This is a genomic window from Butyrivibrio sp. AE2005 (assembly GCF_000686965.1).
Lineage (GTDB): Bacteria > Bacillota > Clostridia > Lachnospirales > Lachnospiraceae > Butyrivibrio > Butyrivibrio hungatei_A.
This window is the reverse complement of the sequence record NZ_JMMD01000007.1, coordinates 97,339-119,171: the sequence shown is the minus strand read 5'-3', so window position 1 is coordinate 119,171 and position 21,833 is coordinate 97,339. Positions and strand designations below refer to the sequence as shown.

The 21,833-nt window shown below is 43.5% G+C and carries 17 protein-coding genes; 15 read left to right on the top strand and 2 right to left on the bottom strand.

Going from position 1 to position 21,833, the window contains the following annotated elements; all coding sequences use genetic code 11:
• Positions 1 to 2: 2 nt before the first annotated feature.
• The 10 genes from DL92_RS0108270 (at position 3) to prfB (ending at position 12,737) form a co-directional block, all read left to right on the top strand.
• Entirely contained in the window at positions 3 to 1,787 is a 1,785-nt protein-coding gene (locus DL92_RS0108270) for a carbohydrate-binding protein (RefSeq protein WP_026667392.1), read from the top strand.
• 172 nt (positions 1,788 to 1,959) lie between these two features.
• Positions 1,960 to 2,913 carry an ABC transporter permease gene (locus tag DL92_RS0108265; protein ID WP_026667391.1) on the top strand — a complete coding sequence of 318 codons (954 nt, stop codon included), beginning with the start codon at positions 1,960 to 1,962 and terminating at the stop codon, positions 2,911 to 2,913.
• Positions 2,907 to 3,686: an ABC transporter ATP-binding protein gene (locus tag DL92_RS0108260; protein ID WP_026655688.1), complete on the top strand. Its 780-nt coding sequence runs from the start codon at positions 2,907 to 2,909 to the stop codon at positions 3,684 to 3,686. The genes DL92_RS0108265 and DL92_RS0108260 overlap by 7 nt, the downstream gene beginning before the upstream one ends.
• Before the next feature lie 19 nt (positions 3,687 to 3,705).
• On the top strand, positions 3,706 to 4,776 hold the full coding sequence (locus tag DL92_RS0108255) for an ABC transporter substrate-binding protein (protein WP_026655687.1): 1,071 nt from the start codon (positions 3,706 to 3,708) through the stop codon (positions 4,774 to 4,776).
• A gap of 38 nt (positions 4,777 to 4,814) precedes the next feature.
• Complete coding sequence (locus tag DL92_RS0108250; RefSeq protein ID WP_026667390.1) at positions 4,815 to 5,228, top strand: DUF4418 family protein; 414 nt, start codon at positions 4,815 to 4,817, stop codon at positions 5,226 to 5,228.
• Entirely contained in the window at positions 5,206 to 6,396 is a 1,191-nt protein-coding gene (locus DL92_RS0108245) for an ABC transporter permease (protein WP_026667389.1), read from the top strand. The genes DL92_RS0108250 and DL92_RS0108245 overlap by 23 nt, the downstream gene beginning before the upstream one ends.
• Positions 6,397 to 6,433: 37 nt before the next feature.
• Positions 6,434 to 7,225, top strand: coding sequence for an ABC transporter ATP-binding protein (locus DL92_RS0108240; RefSeq protein ID WP_026667388.1), 792 nt, complete (start codon positions 6,434 to 6,436; stop codon positions 7,223 to 7,225).
• Between the two features lie 1,043 nt (positions 7,226 to 8,268).
• A complete protein-coding gene (locus tag DL92_RS0108235) occupies positions 8,269 to 8,808 on the top strand; it encodes a hypothetical protein (protein ID WP_026667387.1) in 540 nt (179 codons plus the stop codon).
• A 152-nt stretch (positions 8,809 to 8,960) separates the two neighbouring features.
• Positions 8,961 to 11,525: a preprotein translocase subunit SecA gene (gene secA, locus DL92_RS0108230; RefSeq protein WP_026667386.1), complete on the top strand. Its 2,565-nt coding sequence runs from the start codon at positions 8,961 to 8,963 to the stop codon at positions 11,523 to 11,525.
• 69 nt (positions 11,526 to 11,594) lie between these two features.
• Positions 11,595 to 12,737, top strand: coding sequence for a peptide chain release factor 2 (gene prfB, locus DL92_RS0108225; RefSeq protein WP_026667385.1), 1,143 nt, complete (start codon positions 11,595 to 11,597; stop codon positions 12,735 to 12,737).
• A 434-nt stretch (positions 12,738 to 13,171) separates the two neighbouring features.
• Here the strand turns inward: prfB and DL92_RS0108220 are convergent, their stop codons facing one another.
• Positions 13,172 to 14,254, bottom strand: a complete 1,083-nt coding sequence (locus DL92_RS0108220) for a GGDEF domain-containing protein (RefSeq protein WP_026667384.1) — start codon at positions 14,252 to 14,254, stop codon at positions 13,172 to 13,174.
• 96 nt (positions 14,255 to 14,350) lie between these two features.
• Positions 14,351 to 15,457 (bottom strand): NHL repeat-containing protein, encoded by a 1,107-nt coding sequence (locus DL92_RS18685; protein ID WP_051625268.1) that lies wholly within the window; start codon positions 15,455 to 15,457, stop codon positions 14,351 to 14,353.
• A 144-nt stretch (positions 15,458 to 15,601) separates the two neighbouring features.
• Between DL92_RS18685 and DL92_RS18680 the strand changes: the two genes are divergently transcribed.
• The 5 genes from DL92_RS18680 to DL92_RS0108190 all read left to right on the top strand — a co-directional run bounded on the left by DL92_RS18680 (position 15,602) and on the right by DL92_RS0108190 (position 21,790).
• The gene (locus DL92_RS18680; RefSeq protein WP_034468753.1) at positions 15,602 to 16,624 is read left to right on the top strand and encodes a tetratricopeptide repeat-containing glycosyltransferase family 2 protein; all 1,023 of its coding nucleotides are present in this window, start codon (positions 15,602 to 15,604) and stop codon (positions 16,622 to 16,624) included.
• On the top strand, positions 16,624 to 17,715 hold the full coding sequence (rfbG, locus tag DL92_RS0108205; protein WP_026667383.1) for a CDP-glucose 4,6-dehydratase: 1,092 nt from the start codon (positions 16,624 to 16,626) through the stop codon (positions 17,713 to 17,715). Before DL92_RS18680 ends, rfbG begins: the two co-directional genes overlap by 1 nt.
• Positions 17,716 to 17,731: 16 nt before the next feature.
• Entirely contained in the window at positions 17,732 to 19,111 is a 1,380-nt protein-coding gene (rfbH, locus tag DL92_RS0108200; protein WP_026667382.1) for a lipopolysaccharide biosynthesis protein RfbH, read from the top strand.
• Between the two features lie 5 nt (positions 19,112 to 19,116).
• Positions 19,117 to 20,058, top strand: coding sequence for an NAD-dependent epimerase/dehydratase family protein (locus DL92_RS0108195; protein WP_026667381.1), 942 nt, complete (start codon positions 19,117 to 19,119; stop codon positions 20,056 to 20,058).
• A gap of 115 nt (positions 20,059 to 20,173) precedes the next feature.
• On the top strand, positions 20,174 to 21,790 hold the full coding sequence (locus tag DL92_RS0108190) for a glycosyltransferase (RefSeq protein WP_026667380.1): 1,617 nt from the start codon (positions 20,174 to 20,176) through the stop codon (positions 21,788 to 21,790).
• Positions 21,791 to 21,833 lie beyond the last annotated feature (43 nt).

Genomic DNA, 21,833 nt, shown 5'->3' with positions numbered 1-21,833 from the left:
ATATGAAAAGGAAAGTGAGAGTAGCAATAAGTTTTTTGGCGGTAGCAGTCATGTTGATTTTGCAGGGCATGGCAATAAAGGCAGCAGAACCCAATAATGAGAAAGCTCTTTTAAACCCGTATGAATTAGTACAGACGGAGATAATGGAAAACGGAGGCGGTTTCTATGAGGACGGTATTCAATATTCGCCGATCTCCGGATCAAAGATACTTAAAGCGGAGAATGTGGATTTTTCAAAGGGGCTTACCGGCATAGAAGTGACGGCAAGGACAAGATGGGGCGGTTCAGAAATTTATGTATATATAGATGATCCGAAGAGCGAGCCTATCGCAAGGATACTTATCAGAGCTTATTCGTTTAATCAAAGTACCGGGATTCCGAAAGTAAACGTTTCGGGAGTACACGATATATATTTTGAGGCGAACAATCCGATAGATATTGCGACATGGAAGGCACTTCCGGGCAAGATCTACGAAGACGGCGATGTTCCGCAGATCGATCCGTACAAGGATAATGAGGCGGAAGTTAACTTCGGCACATCGGGAGTAGGGGTAGTTAAGGATAAAAGACGTATTGTTTTAGCCGATTTTTCTGAAAATGATTTTTTCCTTATGAAGGATGTCAACTTCGAAAAGGGACTAAAGAGCATTACGATTGAGGCAAGAGCTGAAGATGACGGAATAATCGAGGTTAGAAAAGATTCTCCTGCGGGTGAACTTATCGGCACGATAGAATTTCGCGACACGGATGATTCCTACAAGCCATTTGAGGGAGAAATGGCGAATATTGAAGGAATGCAGAAGATTTATTTTGTTGGGAAAAAAGGAAAATGCAACATTGATACCTGGAGCGCGGCACCCAGAAACACCGACAGGCCGCTTCCGACACCCGGTGAAAAGATTAGTCCGTACGGCTATGTCGAAGCAGAGATTGATTTCCCGAGAGAAAATGCCGAGATAGTTGAAGATAGCTGGAACAAGGTTGTATCGATTAAGGAAAACGGATATATCTCAGCCCAAAAAGTAAACTTTAGATATGGCCTTACATCGGTTGTTATTGTTGCAAAGAGTGAAAAGCCGGCAGCTGTTGAGGTAAGAGAAGGAAGCGTTGACGGAGAACTTCTCGGCGTTATAAAGGTTGAGAATACAGACGGTGAATATCTGCATTATAGAACCAAAGCTCCTAATATAGAGGGAATACATGACCTTTATTTTGTTTGCAAAGTCGGAAGTTGTATGATCGATAAATGGACAGTCATGAGTAAGATGATGCCGGTTCCGGGCAATGAGCCTATATCGGGCGGAGAAGAAAATGACGATCCGGAAAAAGAGCAGCCTGAGTTGCCGGAGATCCCGGACAAACCTGAATTACCTGAGGAACCGGATAAGCCTGAAATACCTGAGGATCCGGAGGAAACTGAAAATCCGGAAGAACCGGAACAACCTGAGATTCCCGAAGAGCCCGAACAGCCGGATATTCAGGGCGACTGCAAGCTTGAACTTAAATATTCAAGAGATATCTGGGACGGCGGTTATCAGATAAATTTCAAGATTACCAATATATCTGAAGAGCAGTCTTCGGGATGGACATTAAAGATTAAAAAGAAATATATAAATGTCGCGCAGAGCTGGTGCACAAATGTGGATGAAGATGGCGAATACTACATATTTACGCCTCTCTCCTGGAATGCTGTTCTAAACCCCGGACAGAGCACCGAGTTCGGAATAATCGGAAGCGGCGATGCGAGCGGAGGTTTGGACTATTTTTTTAGTGATAAGAATAACTGATTGCAAACTATAACATTCATGAATTATGCAGCTTGTGCTTTGTATGATAAGATTTGAACATCATAAAGCACTGAGCTGACCGGAAAGCCGGAGGTTTCAATAAAATGAAGCCTCCGGCTTTCGTTGTCTATAACGGGAGCACAACAATTAATAGTTGAGGAGGAAAAAGTAATTGGTTACAAAACAACTAAAGAAGATCAGCCCCATCATATCGGTGATATTTACGTTGCTGATCCAGGTGGCGGTGCCGAACTCGGCAAAACAGCCTGATGCAAAAGGACCGTTCTTTACATACTTTCTTTATATAGTAGGAGCATTATTCATAGGTTTATATGTAGCTTCCTTCTTTAATAAAAAGACAGACGAATATCTTTTAAAAAGCGGGCCGCTACTCGCAGGAGGAGCACAGCTTCTTAACTTCATAAATCTTATATGCAGTAAATTTGCGCTTCTTCCGGTTCTCTTTTTCCCGTCTCTGGACAGGGTGTTTGCGGTATTCGTAAATGACAGAGCGCTCATGCTTGAATGCATAGTATCATCCGGAAAGCTGTTGATAATAGGATTTGCGGTCGGAGCGGCGCTTGGATTTACAACGGGAATACTTATAGGATTCAACAAGAATGTTGCTTATTGGGTCAATCCTTTGACAAAGATAATCGGACCTATTCCTGCAACATCATGGTCACCGCTCGTGCTTTCACTTTTTAGCACATCTTATCAGGCGGCGGTATTCATGATAGCACTGTCGGTGTGGTTTCCGATAACTGTCATGACAAGTAACGGAATACAGAATGTTCAGCAGACTTATTTTGAGGTTGCGGATACTTTGGGAGCAAATAAGTTATATAAAATCTTCAAAGTCGGAATTCCTGCGGCGCTTCCCAACGTGTTCCTCGGCTTTTTTTATGCGACGACAGGCTCGTTTGTAACACTTGTGACAGCCGAGATGTTCGGTTGTAAATCGGGAATCGGCTGGTATCTTAACTGGCAAAAGAGCATGATGCTGTATGCCAACGTTTACGCGGGACTGATACTTCTTGCGGTATTGTGTAACCTGATAATCACTCTTTTATTCAGAATCAAGGACAGACTGCTTGGATGGCAGAAGGGAGTAATTAAATGGTAGGAGAGATAAAAATTGAAAATGTATCCAAGAGTTTTACAAATCCTGACGGAAGTGTTGTAAATGCTCTGAACGGAGTAAACCTTGATATTGAACCCGGATCTTTTATATCGCTTATAGGCCCGTCGGGGTGCGGAAAGACAACACTCCTGCGAGCTATTGCGGGACTTGGACTTGCAGATGAAGGAACGGTATTTCTTGACGGAGAGCCTGTTACGGCACCGGGGCATGAGAGAGGATTTGCTTTTCAGCAGGCAAATCTTTATCCGTGGCTTTCTATTGAAAACAATATCGCTTTTGGCCTGAGGGCGAGAGGGATATATAAAGAGAAAAAAGAAGATGTAAAAGAATATATAGAAATGGTCGGGCTTACGGGCTTTGAAAATTCCTATCCGCACCAGCTGTCGGGTGGAATGAACCAGAGAGCGTCGCTTGCAAGAGCGCTTGTGGGACATCCGAAAGTTCTTTTGCTTGATGAGCCGCTCGGTGCGCTGGATGCATTCACAAGAATGAATATGCAGGATGAGATCTTAAAGATATGGAAGGATCAGAAGATGACGATGATCATGGTGACACACGATGTTGACGAGGCTGTTTATCTGTCTGACAAAGTTGTCATAATGACGCCAAGACCTGCGAAGATCGAGCAGGTGCTTGATATAGAACTTGGAAGACCAAGAGCGAGAGGAGGAACGGACTTTATCAAATACAGAACGAAGATTCTGGAAATTCTGAACTATGCCGGAGAGAACAAAGAGCCGGAGTATTATTTGTAATTTTTTAAGGAGAAAAGAAATGAAAAAGGTAATTGCAAGTGTTTTGGCTTTGACCATGACAGCGGCACTGCTTGTAGGCTGCGGTGCTAAATCAGAAAAGAGCGAAGGAGGAGAAGAACTTACCGTAAAGATTCTTAATAACAAAGAAAGTTTGTGTCTTGCACCGGTTCATATAGCTATCATAAACGGCTATTTTGACGAGGAATTCGAAGCAATCGGGCAGAAGTATGAAGTTGTAACTTCCAATATAGATACGATCACGGAGCAGATAACAAGTGGTGAGATCAATGCAGGCTACGGACTTACCGGTACGCTCATGCAGCCTATATCAAACGGACTTTCAATCTCTTTTGTGACAGGACTTCACAGAGGATGTACAAAGTTCTATTCAAAGAACGGCTCCGGAGTAAATTCCCTTGAAGATCTTAAGGGCAAGACAATAGGCGTTGCGTCATTGTCGGATTCTGCGCCGATTCAGCTTAAGAGAAAGCTGTTCAGTCTTGGATTTAAGGTAAACGGAAGCGATGCTGATATCCAGTTTGTGACATATGCGATGACAGACCTTCCGACAGCGCTTGATAACGGTGCCGTAGATGCGATCGGAATTCACGATCCCGTGGCATACAACGCAGAGAAGAACTATGACTTTATCAAGATACTTGATATCGGTGAGGACGAGGTCTTTTCAAAGGAATATTGCTGCCAGGCTTATGTATCACAGGAGCTTATAGCAAAGAATCCAAAGGGTGCGACTGCGTATGCAAGAGCAATCCAGAAGGCAGCAGCTTTCGTTCAGGCACTTCCTGAGGAAGCGGCAAGACTTCAGGTTGAGAACGGATATATGCCTTCAGAGAGCGAAGAGGACATCGCAAGATACGGCGAGATCCTTGCAAGCCTTAACTATGAGCCTTCTGTAAAGCTTGGAAGAGAGACATTTAAGGCATCATTCGACGATCTTCAGAAGACGGGCGATCTTGACGCTTCGCTCAATGCGGATGAATTTACAAAGACTGTTTTCCCAGATCTTGAGGGAGTTCCTGAGTCATTTACTTATGACCCTTCAAGCAAGAAATTTACTGAAAACAGCTAAGTGTTTTACTCAAAAAAATTGACTGGGAGATGATTGCTATGAAATCAAAAGTGATTGTAAATATTTTAAGAGTGCTTATTCTTGCATTTGTGATAGTTGGTTCATTTACGTTTGCACATGTTTGCGGTGATATGGGAGATATGGAAGCAAAGTGTCATAAGACTAGAACTCTCGCCATTGCGGCGAGTATAGTTCTTGCGATTCTGGCGGCGGTACAGATTTTTGCCAAGAAACTGCTTGTGGAAAAAGTTATATCAGTAATCCAGATTGTGGGCGGAATCTTTATTGCACTCCTTCCCGGAGTTATAGCACCTGTGTGCGATATGAAGAGCATGCACTGCTACGTTTACACAAGACCTTTTCTTGTGATCATCGGCATTGTACTTGCCGGAGTAGCGGTTGTTGATTTTATTATAAGGGGAAAAAAGAATGGGAACCCTTCAAAGATTTGATAAATTAGATAAGTTGGTTTTCAAAAGCATATCCTCAAAACTATATCGCAGCATCGGCCTGATTCTTATCGGGCTGGTGCTGTCCTTTGCAATGGTGATTATTTCTCTTACCGCGTTCGGCATGGCTCACGGAAGTCAGAATGCCGCACAGCGCATGGGAGCGGATATAATCGTGACGCCCAAAGGACACGGCGATGATATGGAGGGGATTCTTTTGACCACGAAAAAGAGTTTTTTCTATATGGACAGGTCTGTCATTGACGGCATCAGAGAGGTTGAAGGCGTAGAAACGGCGTCGCCGCAGACATTTCTTATGACACTTGAGTCATCTTGCTGCGATCAGCCTGTTCAGATAATTGGAATCGATATGGATTCGGATTTTGTCGTGACACCGTGGATTGACAAGAAGTACATAAGATCGCTTGAAGAAGGTGCGCTTATCGCCGGAAGCAAGGTGAATGTGACAAGCGGGACATTTAAGATGTTTGGAAAAGAGTACCCTGTTGCGGCAACGCTTGATGAGAGCGGTTCTTCCATGGATGCGACTGTTTTTGTGAGCAGAAATCTTATCGGCGAGATTATGGAAAACGCGCAAAATGCGGGGCAGGGCGTTATCGCTGAAGTCAATTCCAAAGACGTATCTGCTGTTTGCGTTAAAGTTGCGGACAAAGATAAGGTTTCAAGGGTTGTTGCGGGACTTTCAAGGATAGATGATGTGGATATAGTTACTGCAGAGAGCGTGTCTTCAAAGCTTTTTTCGGGCCTTAAGGACACATACATTGTCTACGCGGTTGTGATCGTGCTCATGGTAATTATCAGTATCTTTTTACTGTTCATAATTCATTACATCACATTAAATGACAGGAAAAAAGAAGTTGAGATACTTAGAACGATCGGGATCAGCAGGAAGAAGATAGCTGAGTTCCTTATGCGCGAAGTATGGTGGACGGCATTTCCCGGCGCGCTTATAGGTACAGCGTTTGGATTCCTTTCATTTGTTGTGATGCTGCAGCTTATTGAGGCGGCTACGAAGATTCCTTTTACCGCGCCGTATATCGGTGAAGAAGTTGCGGTTGTGGCTGTGTCATTTTTGCTTACCACGGTGCTTGGGCCGCTGTGCGCGTTGTTTAGCATAAAGAAGCTGTGCCCTGAGAATGTTTATTTGTGAGGTGCACTGATAATAATATTGTTTCGGAGAAATAAGTATGGATATCAGATTGGATGCGATAATTAAAAAGTATAAGAGAGATAAGCGTGAATTTACGGTTCTCGATAATATCAGCGTAACATTGCCGCAGGGGAAGTTCACGGTTATAAGCGGAGACAGCGGCGTCGGGAAGAGCACGCTCCTTAATATAGTGGCAGGTCTCAGTAAACCTACGGAAGGCAAGGTGTATTACGGAGAAAAGGAGATTACGGCGCTCGTAGATGAAGAACTGGCGAAGCTCAGAATGGGATTTATGGGTGTTATGACTCAGAACTGCGAGCTTATTCCGTATCTGACGCTTGGTGAGAACCTCGAACTTGCATATGATATAAGTGCCAAAGGTGGAAAGAATAAAAATCTTATTGGTGATGGCAATGGAGATAGCGATGACACTAGCGATAATATCGGTAATGGAGAAAACATTAGCAATGGTAATAACACTGGCAAAGGCAATAAAACTGGCAAGGAGTCGCCTGAGGGAGAGGAACCTACAAGCTTTTCGGCGGAGCTTCTTGACGCCCTTGGGTTAAGTCAGCTCCGAAACGAGTATCCGTCGAGTCTTTCGAGCGGCGAGATAAAACGCGCCGCGATCGCCAGAACGCTTATTACAAAGCCTGATCTCATAATCATGGATGAGCCAACCGCAAATCTTGACCGCAAAAACGTCAGGGCGGTTCTTCAACTCCTAAAGCGTTTCAGCACGCAGGGAAGTACCGTTATCATAAGCTCCCACGAGCAGGAAGCCATTGCGGAAGCTGACTTCAAATATGAACTTGAACATACTACTTGATTTATAAAAAACATAAGGTAATACCATTAAATACGGATAATACAAAACGGCTTTCGGGCCGTTTTTGCATGTTTTCTATAGTTCAGCATCTTTTTTCTTTCTACGCTTTTTACAGAGCAGCGATTTCTTCATAAAGTATGCCTTACATTAAGGATTTGCTCTTCTTAAGGCATATTTTGCTAAGTGCAGAGCAGTGGTTTTATCATGATGTATGCCTCACATTAAGGATTTGCTTTCCCTGAGGCATATTTTTCTTTTTGCAGAGCAGTGATTTCATTATGATGTATGCCTCGCAACAAGGATTTTCTTTTCTTAAGGCATATTTTTCACATTTTAGCGAATTGTCTTCTACATGATGCCTTGCATCAAGCTTTTTTTAGAATTTGAGTGCATAACAGAGAATATACATGACCCTTCTGGGCAAAAAGCGGATAAAGGGTCATGAGAATTGTGGGAATTTGAGTGCATAACAGAGAGTACACATGACTCATTTGGGCAAAAAGTGGCGAAAAGGTCATGTGAATTGTAGAAATCTGGGCGCATAACAGAGAGTACACATGACCTTTTTGGGGGAAAAGAGTAGAACAGGTCATATGTCCCGTGGAAAATTAAATGCAGAACCAAGAGTATGTATGACCCATTTGAGCAAAAAGCAGCTAACAGGTCATAGGTGCTTTGGAAAGTGGAGTGCACGGATAGCAACATTGCTTCGGAGAAAATGGTGGCAATATCGGATTAGATGCGATAAATGAAAAGTATAAGAGAGAAGCGTGAATTTACAGTTCTCGATGATACTTGAGTAGCATTGCCGTAGGGGGATTCACGGTCATAGATGAATCCGGAAGCATTGAAAGAAGCAAATAAGCGTAGCCATAGGCATTAGAAGTAGCATACAAGCAAATCCATCGTCGCAGGAAAAAGAACGCTCCACAATATTCAGGTTGTTGACAGAAATAAGAAAAGGGCGTATAAGTGTATTAGAATGATTAGTACAGTTCAAAAAACGCCTATGGTGAAATATATTTTTAAGTGAGGAAAGAGAAATGAGACAGAAAAGAATTACAGCAATTATGATGGCATCTGCAATGGTTTTTGCGCTTATGGGATGCGGAAGCGGTTCAGCAGGAGCAATATCGACAGAAATAACGCAGGCAGATCCGTCTTTTGAATATAACGGAAAGACCGTTTCATTTACGGATGATCCGCAGACTGTTGTGGAGGCTATAAAGTCTGTTGCGGAATTGGCTGATGAAGTAGATGGCACAGAGTCAAGCGGAAAAACTTATGATTTCGATAAAAACGGAGAAAACTATAACTTGTCTATATCGACATCTGCCGATGAAGGAAATGAAATTATCGGTTCAATGCTTGTTAACGGCGGCGAATTTAAGACTTCAAAAGGAATCGGTATAGGAAGCAAGGCAGAAGAGGTAGAGGCAGCTTATGGCAATCCTAATGAGAGGACTAAGCTTAAAAAAGAAGAAATATATGCATACAGATGCGACGGTTATAGCTTTAGCTTCACAATAAAAGGCGGTCAGGTAAAAAGCATTTTGTACAGTAACTCAAATTTCCACGGATAAGTGATAATTAGTTGATATGCAGCTACAGAACTCCTGTAGCTGCTTTTTATATGTAGAAAGTTGAATAGTTTATGCAAATCTGTTACAATGTACAACGGACTTTTGCTAAATAAAAGGGGTCAGTATACCCTTTTTTAGGGAGAAATAAAGAGATGAGTATTATTAACAAAATAATAGGAACACATAGTGAGAGGGAGCTTAAGAGAATCCGCAGCACGGTTGACTCTATAGAGGCTATGAGGCCTATAATGCAGTCTTTGTCAGATGAGGAACTTAGAGGAAAGACTGAAGAATTTAAAAAGAGACTTGCCGAGGGCGCAACGCTTGATGACATCATGCCTGAGGCATACGCAGTTGTTCGTGAAGCAGGTAAACGTGTACTTGGAATGGAGCACTTCAGGGTACAGCTTATTGGTGGAGTTATCTTGCACCAGGGCCGTATCGCAGAAATGAGAACAGGTGAAGGTAAGACACTCGTAGCCACACTTCCTTCATATCTGGATGCACTTGAAGGAAAGGGCGTAAACGTCGTTACGGTAAATGATTATCTTGCAAAGCGTGATGCTGAGTGGATGGGTAAGATTCATGAATTCCTCGGACTTACGGTAGGTGTTGTACTTAACAGCATGAATTCTGAGGAAAGAAGAGCAGCTTACGCTTGTGATATTACATATGTTACAAACAACGAGCTTGGGTTTGACTATCTTCGTGACAACATGGCTATCTATAAGGAACAGTGCGTTCTTCGCGGACTTAACTACGCGATCATCGATGAGATTGACTCAATCCTTATCGACGAAGCAAGAACACCCCTTATTATTTCAGGCCAGTCTGATAAGTCCACAAAGCTCTACGAGGCTTGCGACATTCTTGCAAAGCAGATGACCAGAGGTGAAGACATGGAAGACCTCTCTAAGATGGATGCCATCATGGGCATTGAGAGAGAGGAAACAGGTGACTTCATCGTAAATGAGAAGGACAAGATCGTTAACCTTACCGAACAGGGTGTTGCCAAGGTTGAGAAGTTCTTCCATATCGAGAACCTTGCAGATCCCGAGAACCTCGAGATTCAGCACAACATTATCCTTGCTCTCAGAGCAAATAACTTAATGCAGAGAGACCACGACTATATTGTTCAGAATGATGAAGTTCTTATCGTTGATGAATTCACAGGTCGTGTTATGCCGGGACGTCGTTATTCAGACGGACTTCACCAGGCAATAGAGGCAAAAGAGCACGTTAAGGTTAAGAGAGAGTCCAAGACTCTTGCAACTATCACATTCCAGAACTTCTTTAACAAGTTTGAAAAGAAATGTGGTATGACAGGTACTGCTCTTACAGAAGAAAGAGAATTCCGTGATATCTACGGAATGGACGTTATTGAGATTCCTACAAACGAACCTGTTATCCGTAAGGATCTTCAGGATGCAATGTACAAGACCAAGAAAGAGAAACTCAAGGCTATCTGTGATGCCGTAGAAGAGGCACACAAGAAGGGACAGCCTGTTCTTGTAGGTACAATTACAATCGAGGCTTCGGAAGAACTCAGTAAGCTCCTTAAAAAGAGAGGAATCCAGCATCAGGTACTTAATGCGAAGTTCCATGAGATGGAGGCTGAGATCGTTGCTGAGGCAGGTAAGCACGGCGCTGTAACAATCGCTACAAACATGGCGGGCCGTGGTACCGATATTAAGCTTGATGAAGAAGCAAAGGCAGCAGGCGGACTTAAGATAATCGGAACAGAGAGACACGAGAGTAGACGTATAGATAACCAGCTCCGCGGACGTTCAGGACGTCAGGGGGATCCCGGTGAATCTAAGTTCTACCTTTCACTTGAAGATAATCTTATGAGACTCTTTGGTTCAGAGAGACTTATTGCTATGTTTAATGCGCTCAAAATTCCCGATGGTCAGGAAATCGAGCATTCATCACTTTCTAAGGCTATTGAGACTGCACAGAAGAAGATTGAGTCCAACAACTACGGAATCAGAAAGAATCTTCTTGAGTACGATCAGGTTAACAATGAGCAGAGAGAGATTATTTATGCTGAGCGTAAGAAAGTTCTCAACGGAGAATCCATGAGGGATGCTATTTACAAGATGATCACGGATATCGTTGAATCATCTGTTGAGACTGTTGTCGGTGAGGAGAATGATTCAGATAATTGGGATTTCAACGAGCTCAATGAGATCCTCCTTCCTACAATTCCTCTTAAGAAGATCAACAGAGGACGTATTGATAATCTTACAAAGTCAGGTCTTATCCAGCAGCTCAAGGAAGAGGCCGTTAAACTCTATGAGGCTAAGGAAGCAGAATTCCCTGAGCCCGAGACAATAAGAGAGATTGAGCGAGTAATTCTTTTGAAAGTAATCGACAGAAAGTGGATGGATCACATTGACGATATGGATCAGCTTCGTCAGGGAATCGGTCTTCAGGCATACGGCCAGAGAGATCCTAAGCTTGAGTACAAACTCGCAGGTTACGAGATGTTTGATGATATGACTAAGGGAATTAAGGAAGATGCAGTCAGACTTCTTTTCCATGTTCATATCGAAGAGAAGGTAGAGCGTGAGCAGGTTGCCAAGGTTACAGGAACCAATAAGGATGATTCAGCTCAGAAGGCTCCCGTTAAGAGAGTCGAAGCCAAGGTTTATCCCAATGATCCCTGCCCTTGCGGAAGCGGCAAGAAATATAAGAATTGTTGCGGCAGGGTATAAGTGATACGTTTGGGCAAAAGAAATACCGATGAAATCAAACGTATCGCGAATAGGACATAGGAGAACACAATGGTAATACTTGATCAAATGAAAGTTGAAATTCAGAATCTCAGAGGCACTCTTGAAGAAGTGACAGCGTCTCTTGATCTGGATAATAAGAAAAAGATAATAGAAGAGCTCAGCCGTGAGATGGAGGAGCCCGGATTTTGGGATAATGCCGAGAAGGCAAACAAGAAGACAAAAGATCTTAAGAATATGCAGGACCTTGTTGCAGGGATTGATCAGCTCAACAAGCAGTACGGAGATATAATCGACCTCATCGATATGCAGAACGCAGAGGGCGTTGACGATGATGATATGGCTGCAGAGATCAGATCTGAGCTTGATGATTTTGAGAATACTCTCGAGAATATCAGAATCAGCAATCTTCTTAACCAGCCTTATGACAAATATGATGTAATTCTCAGACTTAACGCCGGTGCAGGCGGAACAGAGGCTTGCGACTGGGCAAGCATGCTCTATCGTATGTATACAAGATGGGCAGAAAGAAAAGGCTTCACAACCGAAGTTCTCGATCTTCTTGACGGAGACGAAGCAGGTATCAAATCTGTTACATTCCAGATTTCGGGAACAAACGCGTACGGACTTCTTAAGTCTGAGCACGGTGTTCACAGACTTGTTCGTATCAGTCCTTTCAATGCACAGGCTAAGAGACAGACTTCTTTCGTATCATGTGATGTAATGCCTGATATCGAGGAAGATGTTGATATCGAGATTAACCCTGATGATCTCAGGATTGACACATATCGTTCAAGTGGTGCCGGCGGACAGCACATCAACAAGACATCATCCGCTGTTCGTATCACACATATTCCTACAGGTGTTGTAGTTGCCTGCCAGAATGAGCGTTCACAGTTCCAGAACAAGGACAAGGCTATGCAGATGCTTAAAGCAAAGCTCTTTATCATGAAGCAGGAGGAGAATCAGGCTAAGCTTGACGGAATCCGTGGAGAGGTAAAAGACAATGCTTGGGGAAGCCAGATCCGTTCTTACGTGCTTCAGCCTTACACAATGGTAAATGACACACGTACAGGCTTTAAGGCATCAAACGCAGACGGCGTACTTGACGGAGAACTCGATCCGTTCATCAATGCATACCTCAAGTGGCTCGCAACCGGCGGAAAGCCTGTTGGGGATACATCTGAGGAGTAAGAATTTACTCAGCTATAAAAATACAAAATCATAGTATATAAGAGTTTCAGGGACGCTTTCGCTCCCCTCGCTTCGTAGCGGTACTAATGCCACAGAAGACGTGGCATAAGTACCGACGAGCTCAGAGGCCCGTTCAACTCTTATATACTATGATTTTTTACGTTGTAGAGATGAGAAAGTGATGCAAGAATATATTTTTAAGTGTTGTGAAATGAACAAATGATTTAGTATGTAGTTAAGTACAGTGTGAGAATATGCAGTAACCAAACAGGCAGATGTATATAATCTTTTGCGAATTTGTGCTACGGAAATGAGACCAAGTAATCGTGAGTGCCTTTGCACGAATCGATTACTGTTTTGGGCTCATTGGAGTGTTTAGCACAACCTGAGCAAAAATTATATACATCTGCCTGTTTGGTTACGTCACATCTTCACTACACCACAACCACACTGTTGCGGCCGGAGTTCTTGGCTTTGGTGAGGGCATTGTTGACGTTTTGGATTGTCTTGGAGAAGTCGCCGGTGTATTTGGAAACTCCGACGGAAATGGTGAACGGAACGGGGGAGTCTTCGGCTTTTTCTATGTCTTGGCGGAATTGCTCCATGCGGGCGCATGCGTTGTTGATGTCACATTTTTTGAATATGACGATGAACTCTTCGCCGCCGAAGCGGATAACGTAGTCGTCGGAATGAGTTTCTTTTGAAAGTTTCTGGCCCATGTAAAGGAGGGTGAGGTCGCCTGTGTAGTGGCCGTGATCGTCGTTTAGTTTCTTGAAATTATCTATGTCGAGCATCGCGATCGCAATGGGCTCTTCCATGTTTATCAGAGCGTTTTTCGTGACGATTTTTTCCAGAAGATGTCTGTTGTAAACCTGAGTGAGCGGGTCTGTGATCATTGCAAGTTCAAGCTTCTGACTGAGCCTGTAGTGGTCAAGATATATGAAAGTCAGGATCATGTGTGAGAAGATTACTGCAAGTCCGCACGGGATCGTGAGTATGATTATGACGGGAAGATTTTCATAGTGAATAATAAAGTGTGAGATAAGGATCTCAATCAAGAAAATGATATATGAAAAAACTATTTCCCTTAGTCTTGCCACAAAGCCCACAATAAGAAAGATGAGATTCATTATGAGGAAGAACTCACTTGCGAGGGTCTTGTTGCCGAGGGCATAAGTTGTAAATATGGTGGCAACAATAATGGAATGAACAAGAAAGTAGTCTGCCGTTAGTATGGCTGTTCTGCTGTGAAAGAAATGGAGCGATACAAGGAACAACAAAAGGATACCCAATACCGTTAGCCTCGGTATGAGCGTGGGAATAATACTGCCGTTAAGCAGATAATCGGGAACTATGTAAAAAACTGAAAGAATAGTTCCGACTACCAGGCATACCCATACATACTCCTGATAGTAGTCGCACTTTGACTGATAGAAGTCCGCTAAATCGTCTTTGGTCATAGTGCGATAATCTTTGTATCGATTGATTGACGTTTTGACGTTTGCGAATATTCTCATTTTCACATCTCCTATTTCAATTTTACTAGGAAATTGTTCAGAGATAAAGAAAAAAATTAAATTTTTATAAAAATTGATTCATTAATTGATACAGGCCTAGAAAATCGGCTGTACGTCTTTGATTTCATTATCTTCAACTTTAAAAGACCAGAGAGCATGGTCTGCAAGGCGGTGCTCTGTAAGGAAATATGTGTCGCCTACCGAAGACATGTAGTAAGGCGTTCCGCCACCAAGGAAATACGTCGAGTATATGTCCTCGTACTCTCCGGCAGCAAGGTCTTCAAGGGACTTTGTGCGCACGATTGTTGCAACATCCTGATTTCCTGCTTTATCCGTAGAAACAGAGATATAGTAGTAATCCTGTATCCTGGTTATCTGAACCATTCCGGCAAGTTCATCGGGAACAGCGTAGACCTGCTTGATTTCAAACGTTGCAAGGTCGCATTGAAGGACGGTTGCCTCGGCACCTTCTTCGGAAACGCCGGAAACAAGGTAGATATCACCGTCGATTATAGAGAATGAACGGATATAGATGCCGTCAAGCGAATCGATTTTTCTTTTGTCCGTGAGATAAACTCTGTTTGTGGAATCGTCAGTTCTAAAGCAGAAGAGTTCTCCCGTCATTGAGCTCCACACGTAGAAAGTGTCGGTGGCTTCGTCGTAGACCGTGTAGTGTGGGCGTATTCCGATGTCGTAGAAACTCTGTGTGTGGATGAATTTATCATCGACTTTTTCAAAAATAAGAACGCGGTTGTTGTCTGTATCATCGATCATATAGACATTTCCGTCACTTGCGATCGTGTGAGGTCTTGTGGCGTCGGATGTCATGATGTCCCATTCTTCAAGGGGCTTTTCGAGTGAATCGGAGTAGATCACTCTGTTGTGGTAACAGTCAACTATAAACCAAATATCGTTAATCTGCGTGACGTAAGTCGGAACGCTGAGTTTAGAGTCGTAATTTTTGATGGGAGTATATTCGGAAGCGGCTGCGGCGGGATCTTCACCGGCGCTTGTAAGAGAAGATTCTTCGATAAATTCTTTGTTGTCAAAGGGAGCAGGTGCGGGAGCCGGAGTTCCCATTGCTTTTTGAGCGCTTACTTCTGCGGATGCAGTAGGTTTTGAACAGCCAAAACAGGCCGGCAATACTACAAAAACCAAGCTCAATATACAAATATATTTTTTACCAAAAAACTTTTGAATCATTTATCTTTCCACCAAATTAAGTCATTAAATACAATTCTACAATAATACACTTTTGCGGGCAATAAATTATAGAAAGACATAGCATTTTAATGTAAAATTGATACGTAATCACATGACTGCATTACATAAGTGTGGAGGGGGAATATGATAACAATCAGTCTTTGTATGATAGTTAAGAATGAAGAGGAGAGTCTTGGCAGATGCCTTGAGAGCCTTAAGGGGATTGTTGACGAGATGATTGTTGTGGATACGGGCTCTGAGGACAGGACTGTTGAGATTGCCAAGGAGTACGGCGCCAAGGTCTACGACTTTAAGTGGACGGGAGATTTCAGCGAGGCGAGAAATTATTCTTTTTCACTTGCAACATGTGACTATATATATTCCGCGGATGCGGATGAGGAGCTGGATGAGGACAACAGGCAGAGATTTATTCAGCTCAAAAAGGATATTGAAGAACTTGATATCGATATCGTTCAGATGTATTATTGCAATCAGTTGTCATTCAGAACGGTTTACAACTATGACAGAGAACTTCGCCCGAAGCTCTTTAAGAGAGTCAGGAGCTTTAAGTGGGAGGACCCGATTCACGAGCAGGTTGCCATAGACCCGGTTATCTGCAACAGTGAGGTCGAGATCATACACAGGCCAAAAGAGAACCATGCATCGCGCGATCTGTCTTCTTTCAGAAAGGCTGTGGAAAGCGGAAGGCGCATTTCCAAGAGACTTCACGGAATGTACGCCAGGGAGCTCTTTATGGCGGGCACCGATGATGATTTCATCAAGGCAAAAGATTTTTTTGCGGAAGCTGTAAAAGACAGTACCAGGAGTGTTGATGAGGTCAAGGAGGCGAGCTGCGTGCTTGCGCATATTGCTGTTCTTGAAAAAGATGCTGAGGCACTTTTAAAGTATTCTCTTAAGGATGCTGCGACCGAGATGTGCAGTGAGATGTGCTGTGAGCTCGGGGAATATTATTTTGGAAAAGATGACTATGACGAAGCTATAGTCTGGTTCTACAATGCGGCGTACGAGTGTGCCAGCATTTTGGATATTAAGACAAGCAAGGAAATTCCGAGGCTTGCGCTTGCAAAGTGCTACAAGGCGCTTGGCAACGAAGAACAGGCGGCTGATTATGAGAAAGAGGCTGCCGAGATAGAGAAAGGTGAATGATGTTAGATTTTTACAAAGGGAAAAGAGTGCTCATAACGGGCCACACGGGATTTAAGGGAAGCTGGCTTTCCAAGATCATGATAATGGCCGGGGCCGATGTCTACGGATATTCTCTTGCACCTTCTGAGGGAAAAGAGAATCTGTATGAGATTTCCGGTATTGCGAATGAGATGGACTCGCATATCGGCGATATTAGGAATTTTGAGGAATTAAAAGAGTATTTTGATAAAGCAAAGCCTGAGATTGTTTTTCATCTTGCGGCTCAGCCGATTGTAAGGGATTCCTACAAGGATCCGCGATATACATATGAAACAAACGTGATGGGCACCGTAAACGTGTGTGAATGCGTAAGGAACTGCCCGAGCGTTAAGTCTTTTTTGAATGTTACCACGGATAAGGTTTACGAGAACAATGAGTGGGTATGGGGGTACAGAGAGGATGAGAAACTCGACGGATTCGACCCGTATTCGAACAGTAAGTCGTGTTCTGAGCTGGTAACACATTCTTATATAAATTCATTTTTTAACGAGCTTGGAATAGCGGTATCTACCGCAAGAGCCGGAAATGTCATAGGCGGAGGTGATTTTGCCAACGACAGACTTATTCCGGATTGTGTGAGAGCAGCGGAGAAGGGTGATGATATAGTGCTCAGAAATCCCGACTCCACAAGACCTTTCCAGCATGTGCTCGAGGCGCTTTCGGCGTATATCCTTCTTGCACAGAAGCAGTATGAAGATAAGTTCTATGCGGGCTACTACAATGTCGGACCAAACGATGACGATGCGGTGACTGCGGGCAGACTTGCGGGAGCTTTTGTGGATTCCTGGAACAAACTTGTTTCTGAAAATGCGGGTAATAAGGCGTTTAAGGGACATGGCATAAAGATCGTGATAAGGCCTGACGGCGGTCCTCACGAAGCAAGTTTCTTAAAACTTGACTGTTCCAAGATAAAGAGTAGACTTAAGTGGTCGCCAAAATGGAATATTGACGACGCAGTGGCAAAGACAGCAGAGTGGACATGCGCTTATTTTAAGGGCGAAGCCGTAGAGTGCATGACAGACCAGATAAAAGAGTATTATAAACAGGTATAGGAGAAAAGAGTAAAAGATGAGTAACAGCGAGCAGCAGGCAAGGGAGCAGATTTTGAACCTTGTTGCGGATTATTATAACCGCTTTTTGAAAAAAGATAACGACAGTTTCACCGAGGGAGACAGAATTCCTTATTCGGGAAGGGTTTTTGATGAGAAGGAAGTTATAAATCTTGTGGATTCTTCACTTGATTTTTGGCTTACCGCAGGAAGATACACCGATGAATTTGAAAAGAGATTTGCGGAGCTTTTGAATGTAAGATTTGCAAGCCTTGTAAACAGCGGATCTTCAGCCAATCTTATTGCTTTTATGGCACTTACGGCACCTGAACTCGGTGACAGACAGATAAAGAGAGGCGACGAAGTGATTACCGTTGCCTGTGGATTCCCCACAACGGTCGCACCTATCATGCAGTACGGCGCAGTACCTGTATTTGTTGATGTTACCGTTCCTCAGTACAATATTGACGTTACGATGCTTGAAGAGGCGCTCAGTCCTAAGACAAAAGCAGTAATGATCGCACATACACTTGGTAATCCGTTTGATCTCAAGGCAGTAAGAGAGTTCTGCGATAAGCACGGACTCTGGCTTGTTGAGGATAACTGTGATGCGCTCGGTTCTGAGTATACTATTGACGGAAAGACAGCATTTACGGGAACATGGGGCGATATAGGAACATCAAGTTTCTATCCTCCGCACCACATCACGATGGGTGAAGGCGGATGTGTATATACGGACAATGCTCTTCTTCACAGACTTGTTAGAAGTTACAGGGATTGGGGGCGCGATTGTATCTGTCCTCCCGGAAAAGATAATTTCTGCGGTCACAGATTTGATGGTAAGTTTGGTGAACTTCCCGTCGGATACGATCACAAGTATGTTTACAGCCATCTCGGATATAACCTTAAGGCTACGGATATGCAGGCGGCAGTCGGATGCGCGCAGCTTGATAAACTCATCGGTTTTGCCGATGCCAGAAGAAAGAACTGGAAGAGCCTTTATGAGAAGCTTGAGTGTCTTAAAGACGTTCTTATTCTTCCCGAGCCCGCTGAGAACAGCAATCCTTCATGGTTTGGATTTATCATGGGCGTAAAAGAGGGAGCTAAGGACGGAAACGGCAACGAACTTACAAGAAATGCCATTACCAAGGCTCTTGAGGATAACAACATTCAGACAAGACTTCTCTTTAGCGGAAATGTCACAAAGCATCCTTGCTTCGATGAGTTCGTTTGCAAGAAGAGTGTGGATGATGCCGGTGATTACAGAGTTGTTGGAGATCTGTCCGTGACAGATTATGTTATGAACAATGCGTTCTGGATCGGAGTATATCCGGGGCTTAACGATGGCAAGATCGAGTTCATGGCAAACGTGATAAAGAAAGCTTGCGGGAAAGCGTAATAAATATGAAAAATAATGGTAAGATTGCCATAGTGACAGGTGCCTTTGGATTTGCGGGAGCTAATCTGACAGAGCACCTGTTAGATTATGGGTATAAAGTTTATGCGATAGGAAGAAAAGGCTCATCTCACAATGACAGGTTTTCTGAGGGCGAGTCTTTGAAAAAAGTGCTCATCGATATGGAAGACTACGACAAAATATGCGGTTATATCGATGACGATGATATAAGCGGTGCGGAAGCGATAGCTCTTTTCCATCTGTCATGGGGAGGGGCAAGAGACGATTTTGATACTCAGAGGCGGAATATAGACGCATCTCTGCTTCTGCTTGATTCTGCCTGCGATATTAAAGATAAATGCCTTAAAAGCAAAAATATGGACGTTTCGATAAGGGTAATCGGCATAGGGTCACAGGCTGAGTACGGAGTTAAGAGCGGACCCATAACGGAAGATCTTCCGCTTGAGCCGTTTACAGCCTACGGAAGTTGCAAGGCAGCAGCTTATTATCTGACTGAGTCAAAAGCAAGGATCCTTGGAATCGACTTTATCTGGGGAAGAATATTCAGTCTTATCGGAAAATATGAACCCTCAGGCCGAATGCTTCCCGATGTTGTAAGGAAACTTGCGGCGGGAGAGGGAGTAAGTCTCAGTTCCTGCGAGCAGTACTGGGATTATCTCGATGCGGGAGATGCCGCGGATGCGATAATAGCTCTTTTTGAAAAAGGAGTGACCGGAGAGGTCTATAATATCGCAAACGGTGACTGTGACAGATTAATGAATTTCGTAAAAAGAGCCGCAAAGTGTGTCGGAGCGGATGAGAGCCTAATTAGCTACGGCAACAGAGCCAATCCTTTTGTTTCACTTGAAGTCTCAGGTGAAAAGATAAAAAAAGACACGGGCTGGGAGCCTAAAGTCAGCTTTGAAGAGTCAATAAAATATTATCGATAGACAAAACACTTTATAACGTCATCGCGCTTGACATTATTTTTTGCAAAAGATACCATAAATGTAAGTATAAGGTGATCCGCGGTGTTCGCAAAAAGTAGCAGGGGTGGGGAATAAAATGTATGAAAAGCTGACGGAACTTATAGCGACAGGCGACTATAAGGAAGCGTTATACGAATTTCAGGAAGAATATTTACATATTGGTGAAAAAGAGCCGAAGGACGCAGCTAAGCTGTGTCTTTTGGAGGCTTCTCTATGGGAAGCGCTCGCAGACTCAACGGCTGAATATGATGCAATAGCTCGAGGAATTGCCTATGACGGGGGCAACTACGAGCTTTTTTATATGCTCGGATTATATTATGCAGACATCAATGTCAACCTGTCGTACCTTACTCTGGAAACGGCTTTGATGTACTGCGATGATGAAAATGACAGTGAAGTCATTAAGGAGGCAATGAGGGGGCTTGAGCAGAGCCGCACGCTCAGAGTCAGGAAGCTCAGCTTTATGATATTGTCGCACAATGACCTGGATCTTTTGAAAAGATGTATTGACTCGATTGAAAAATATGTGCCTAAGGGGGCATATGAGATCGTGGTTGTGGATAACGCATCTACGGAAGACGGAGTAAAGGAGTATCTCAAAGAAAAGGCAAAGAGCGTAAGTTACAGGTTCAAGCTTATTCTCAACGATGAGAACACGGGATTCCCAAAAGGCTGCAACATAGGTAGTGTGTGTTGTGACAGGAACAATGACATTTTCTATCTTAATAACGATGCTATCCTTACACAGAATGCAGTGCTTTTCATGAGAATGGGGCTTTATGACAACAGAAATGTCGGTGCTGTCAGTGCACTTTCAAACAGTGCGTCACTTCAGGAAGTAACGCCTGAGGAACTGTCCGGATATGCGGGAGAGGAACTTGGCGAGCTCTGGCACAGGAAACTTGGAGTTGACAGAAGTGTCAAGATATTTGAAAGCTATGCCGCTGCGCATTCTTATCCCGTGAAGATGGCATATATCAAGAGGTTCAGGCTTACGGGATTTGCGATGATGCTGTCAAGAGAGGCTGTAAGGTGCGTTGCGGAGGATTATAAAGTTTTTGACGAGCGTTTTTCTCCGGGATATTTCGAAGACGACGATCTTGGAATCAGACTTGCCAGGGCAGGTTTTATACAGTATGTCTGCAAGAATGCTTTTATTTATCACAATGGCGGAACCGGTTTTGCCCAGAATGAGAATGCCATGACCGAGAGCAGGAACAAGTTTATAGATAAATGGGGATTTGATATCTGGGGCTATTCGCTTCCGTGGTTTGAGGCAGCAGATAGTGTTATAGATCTTTATTCAAAGCAAAAAGAGGGCCTTAGAATTCTTGATTTTACCTGCGGTTTTGGAGCAAATGCATCATACATAAAGAGCAGCTGTCCCGATACTTTTATAGCCGGTGTGTGCGCTAACTCATTTGAGGCCGGAATAGCGGGACTTATCGCCGATGACGTTGCGTTCGGAGATGTGAATACCATGAGGCTTCCGTGGGCAGAAAGGTCATTTGACATAGTAATAGCCGAGAGAAAGCATGTTTGCATCGGTCAGATCATGAGATACCTTAAGGCTGACGGTCTTTTCCTCAGTGAGAAGATAAATAACGGGAACGACGAGATGATGGATATCATAAAGTCCAATGCGGATGCGGGATTTGATTCAGAACGTCTGGATAAATTGCTCAGCGAGTGATGTTCAGGCTTTTATGATAAAAAAAGATTATGAGGTGAGTGTG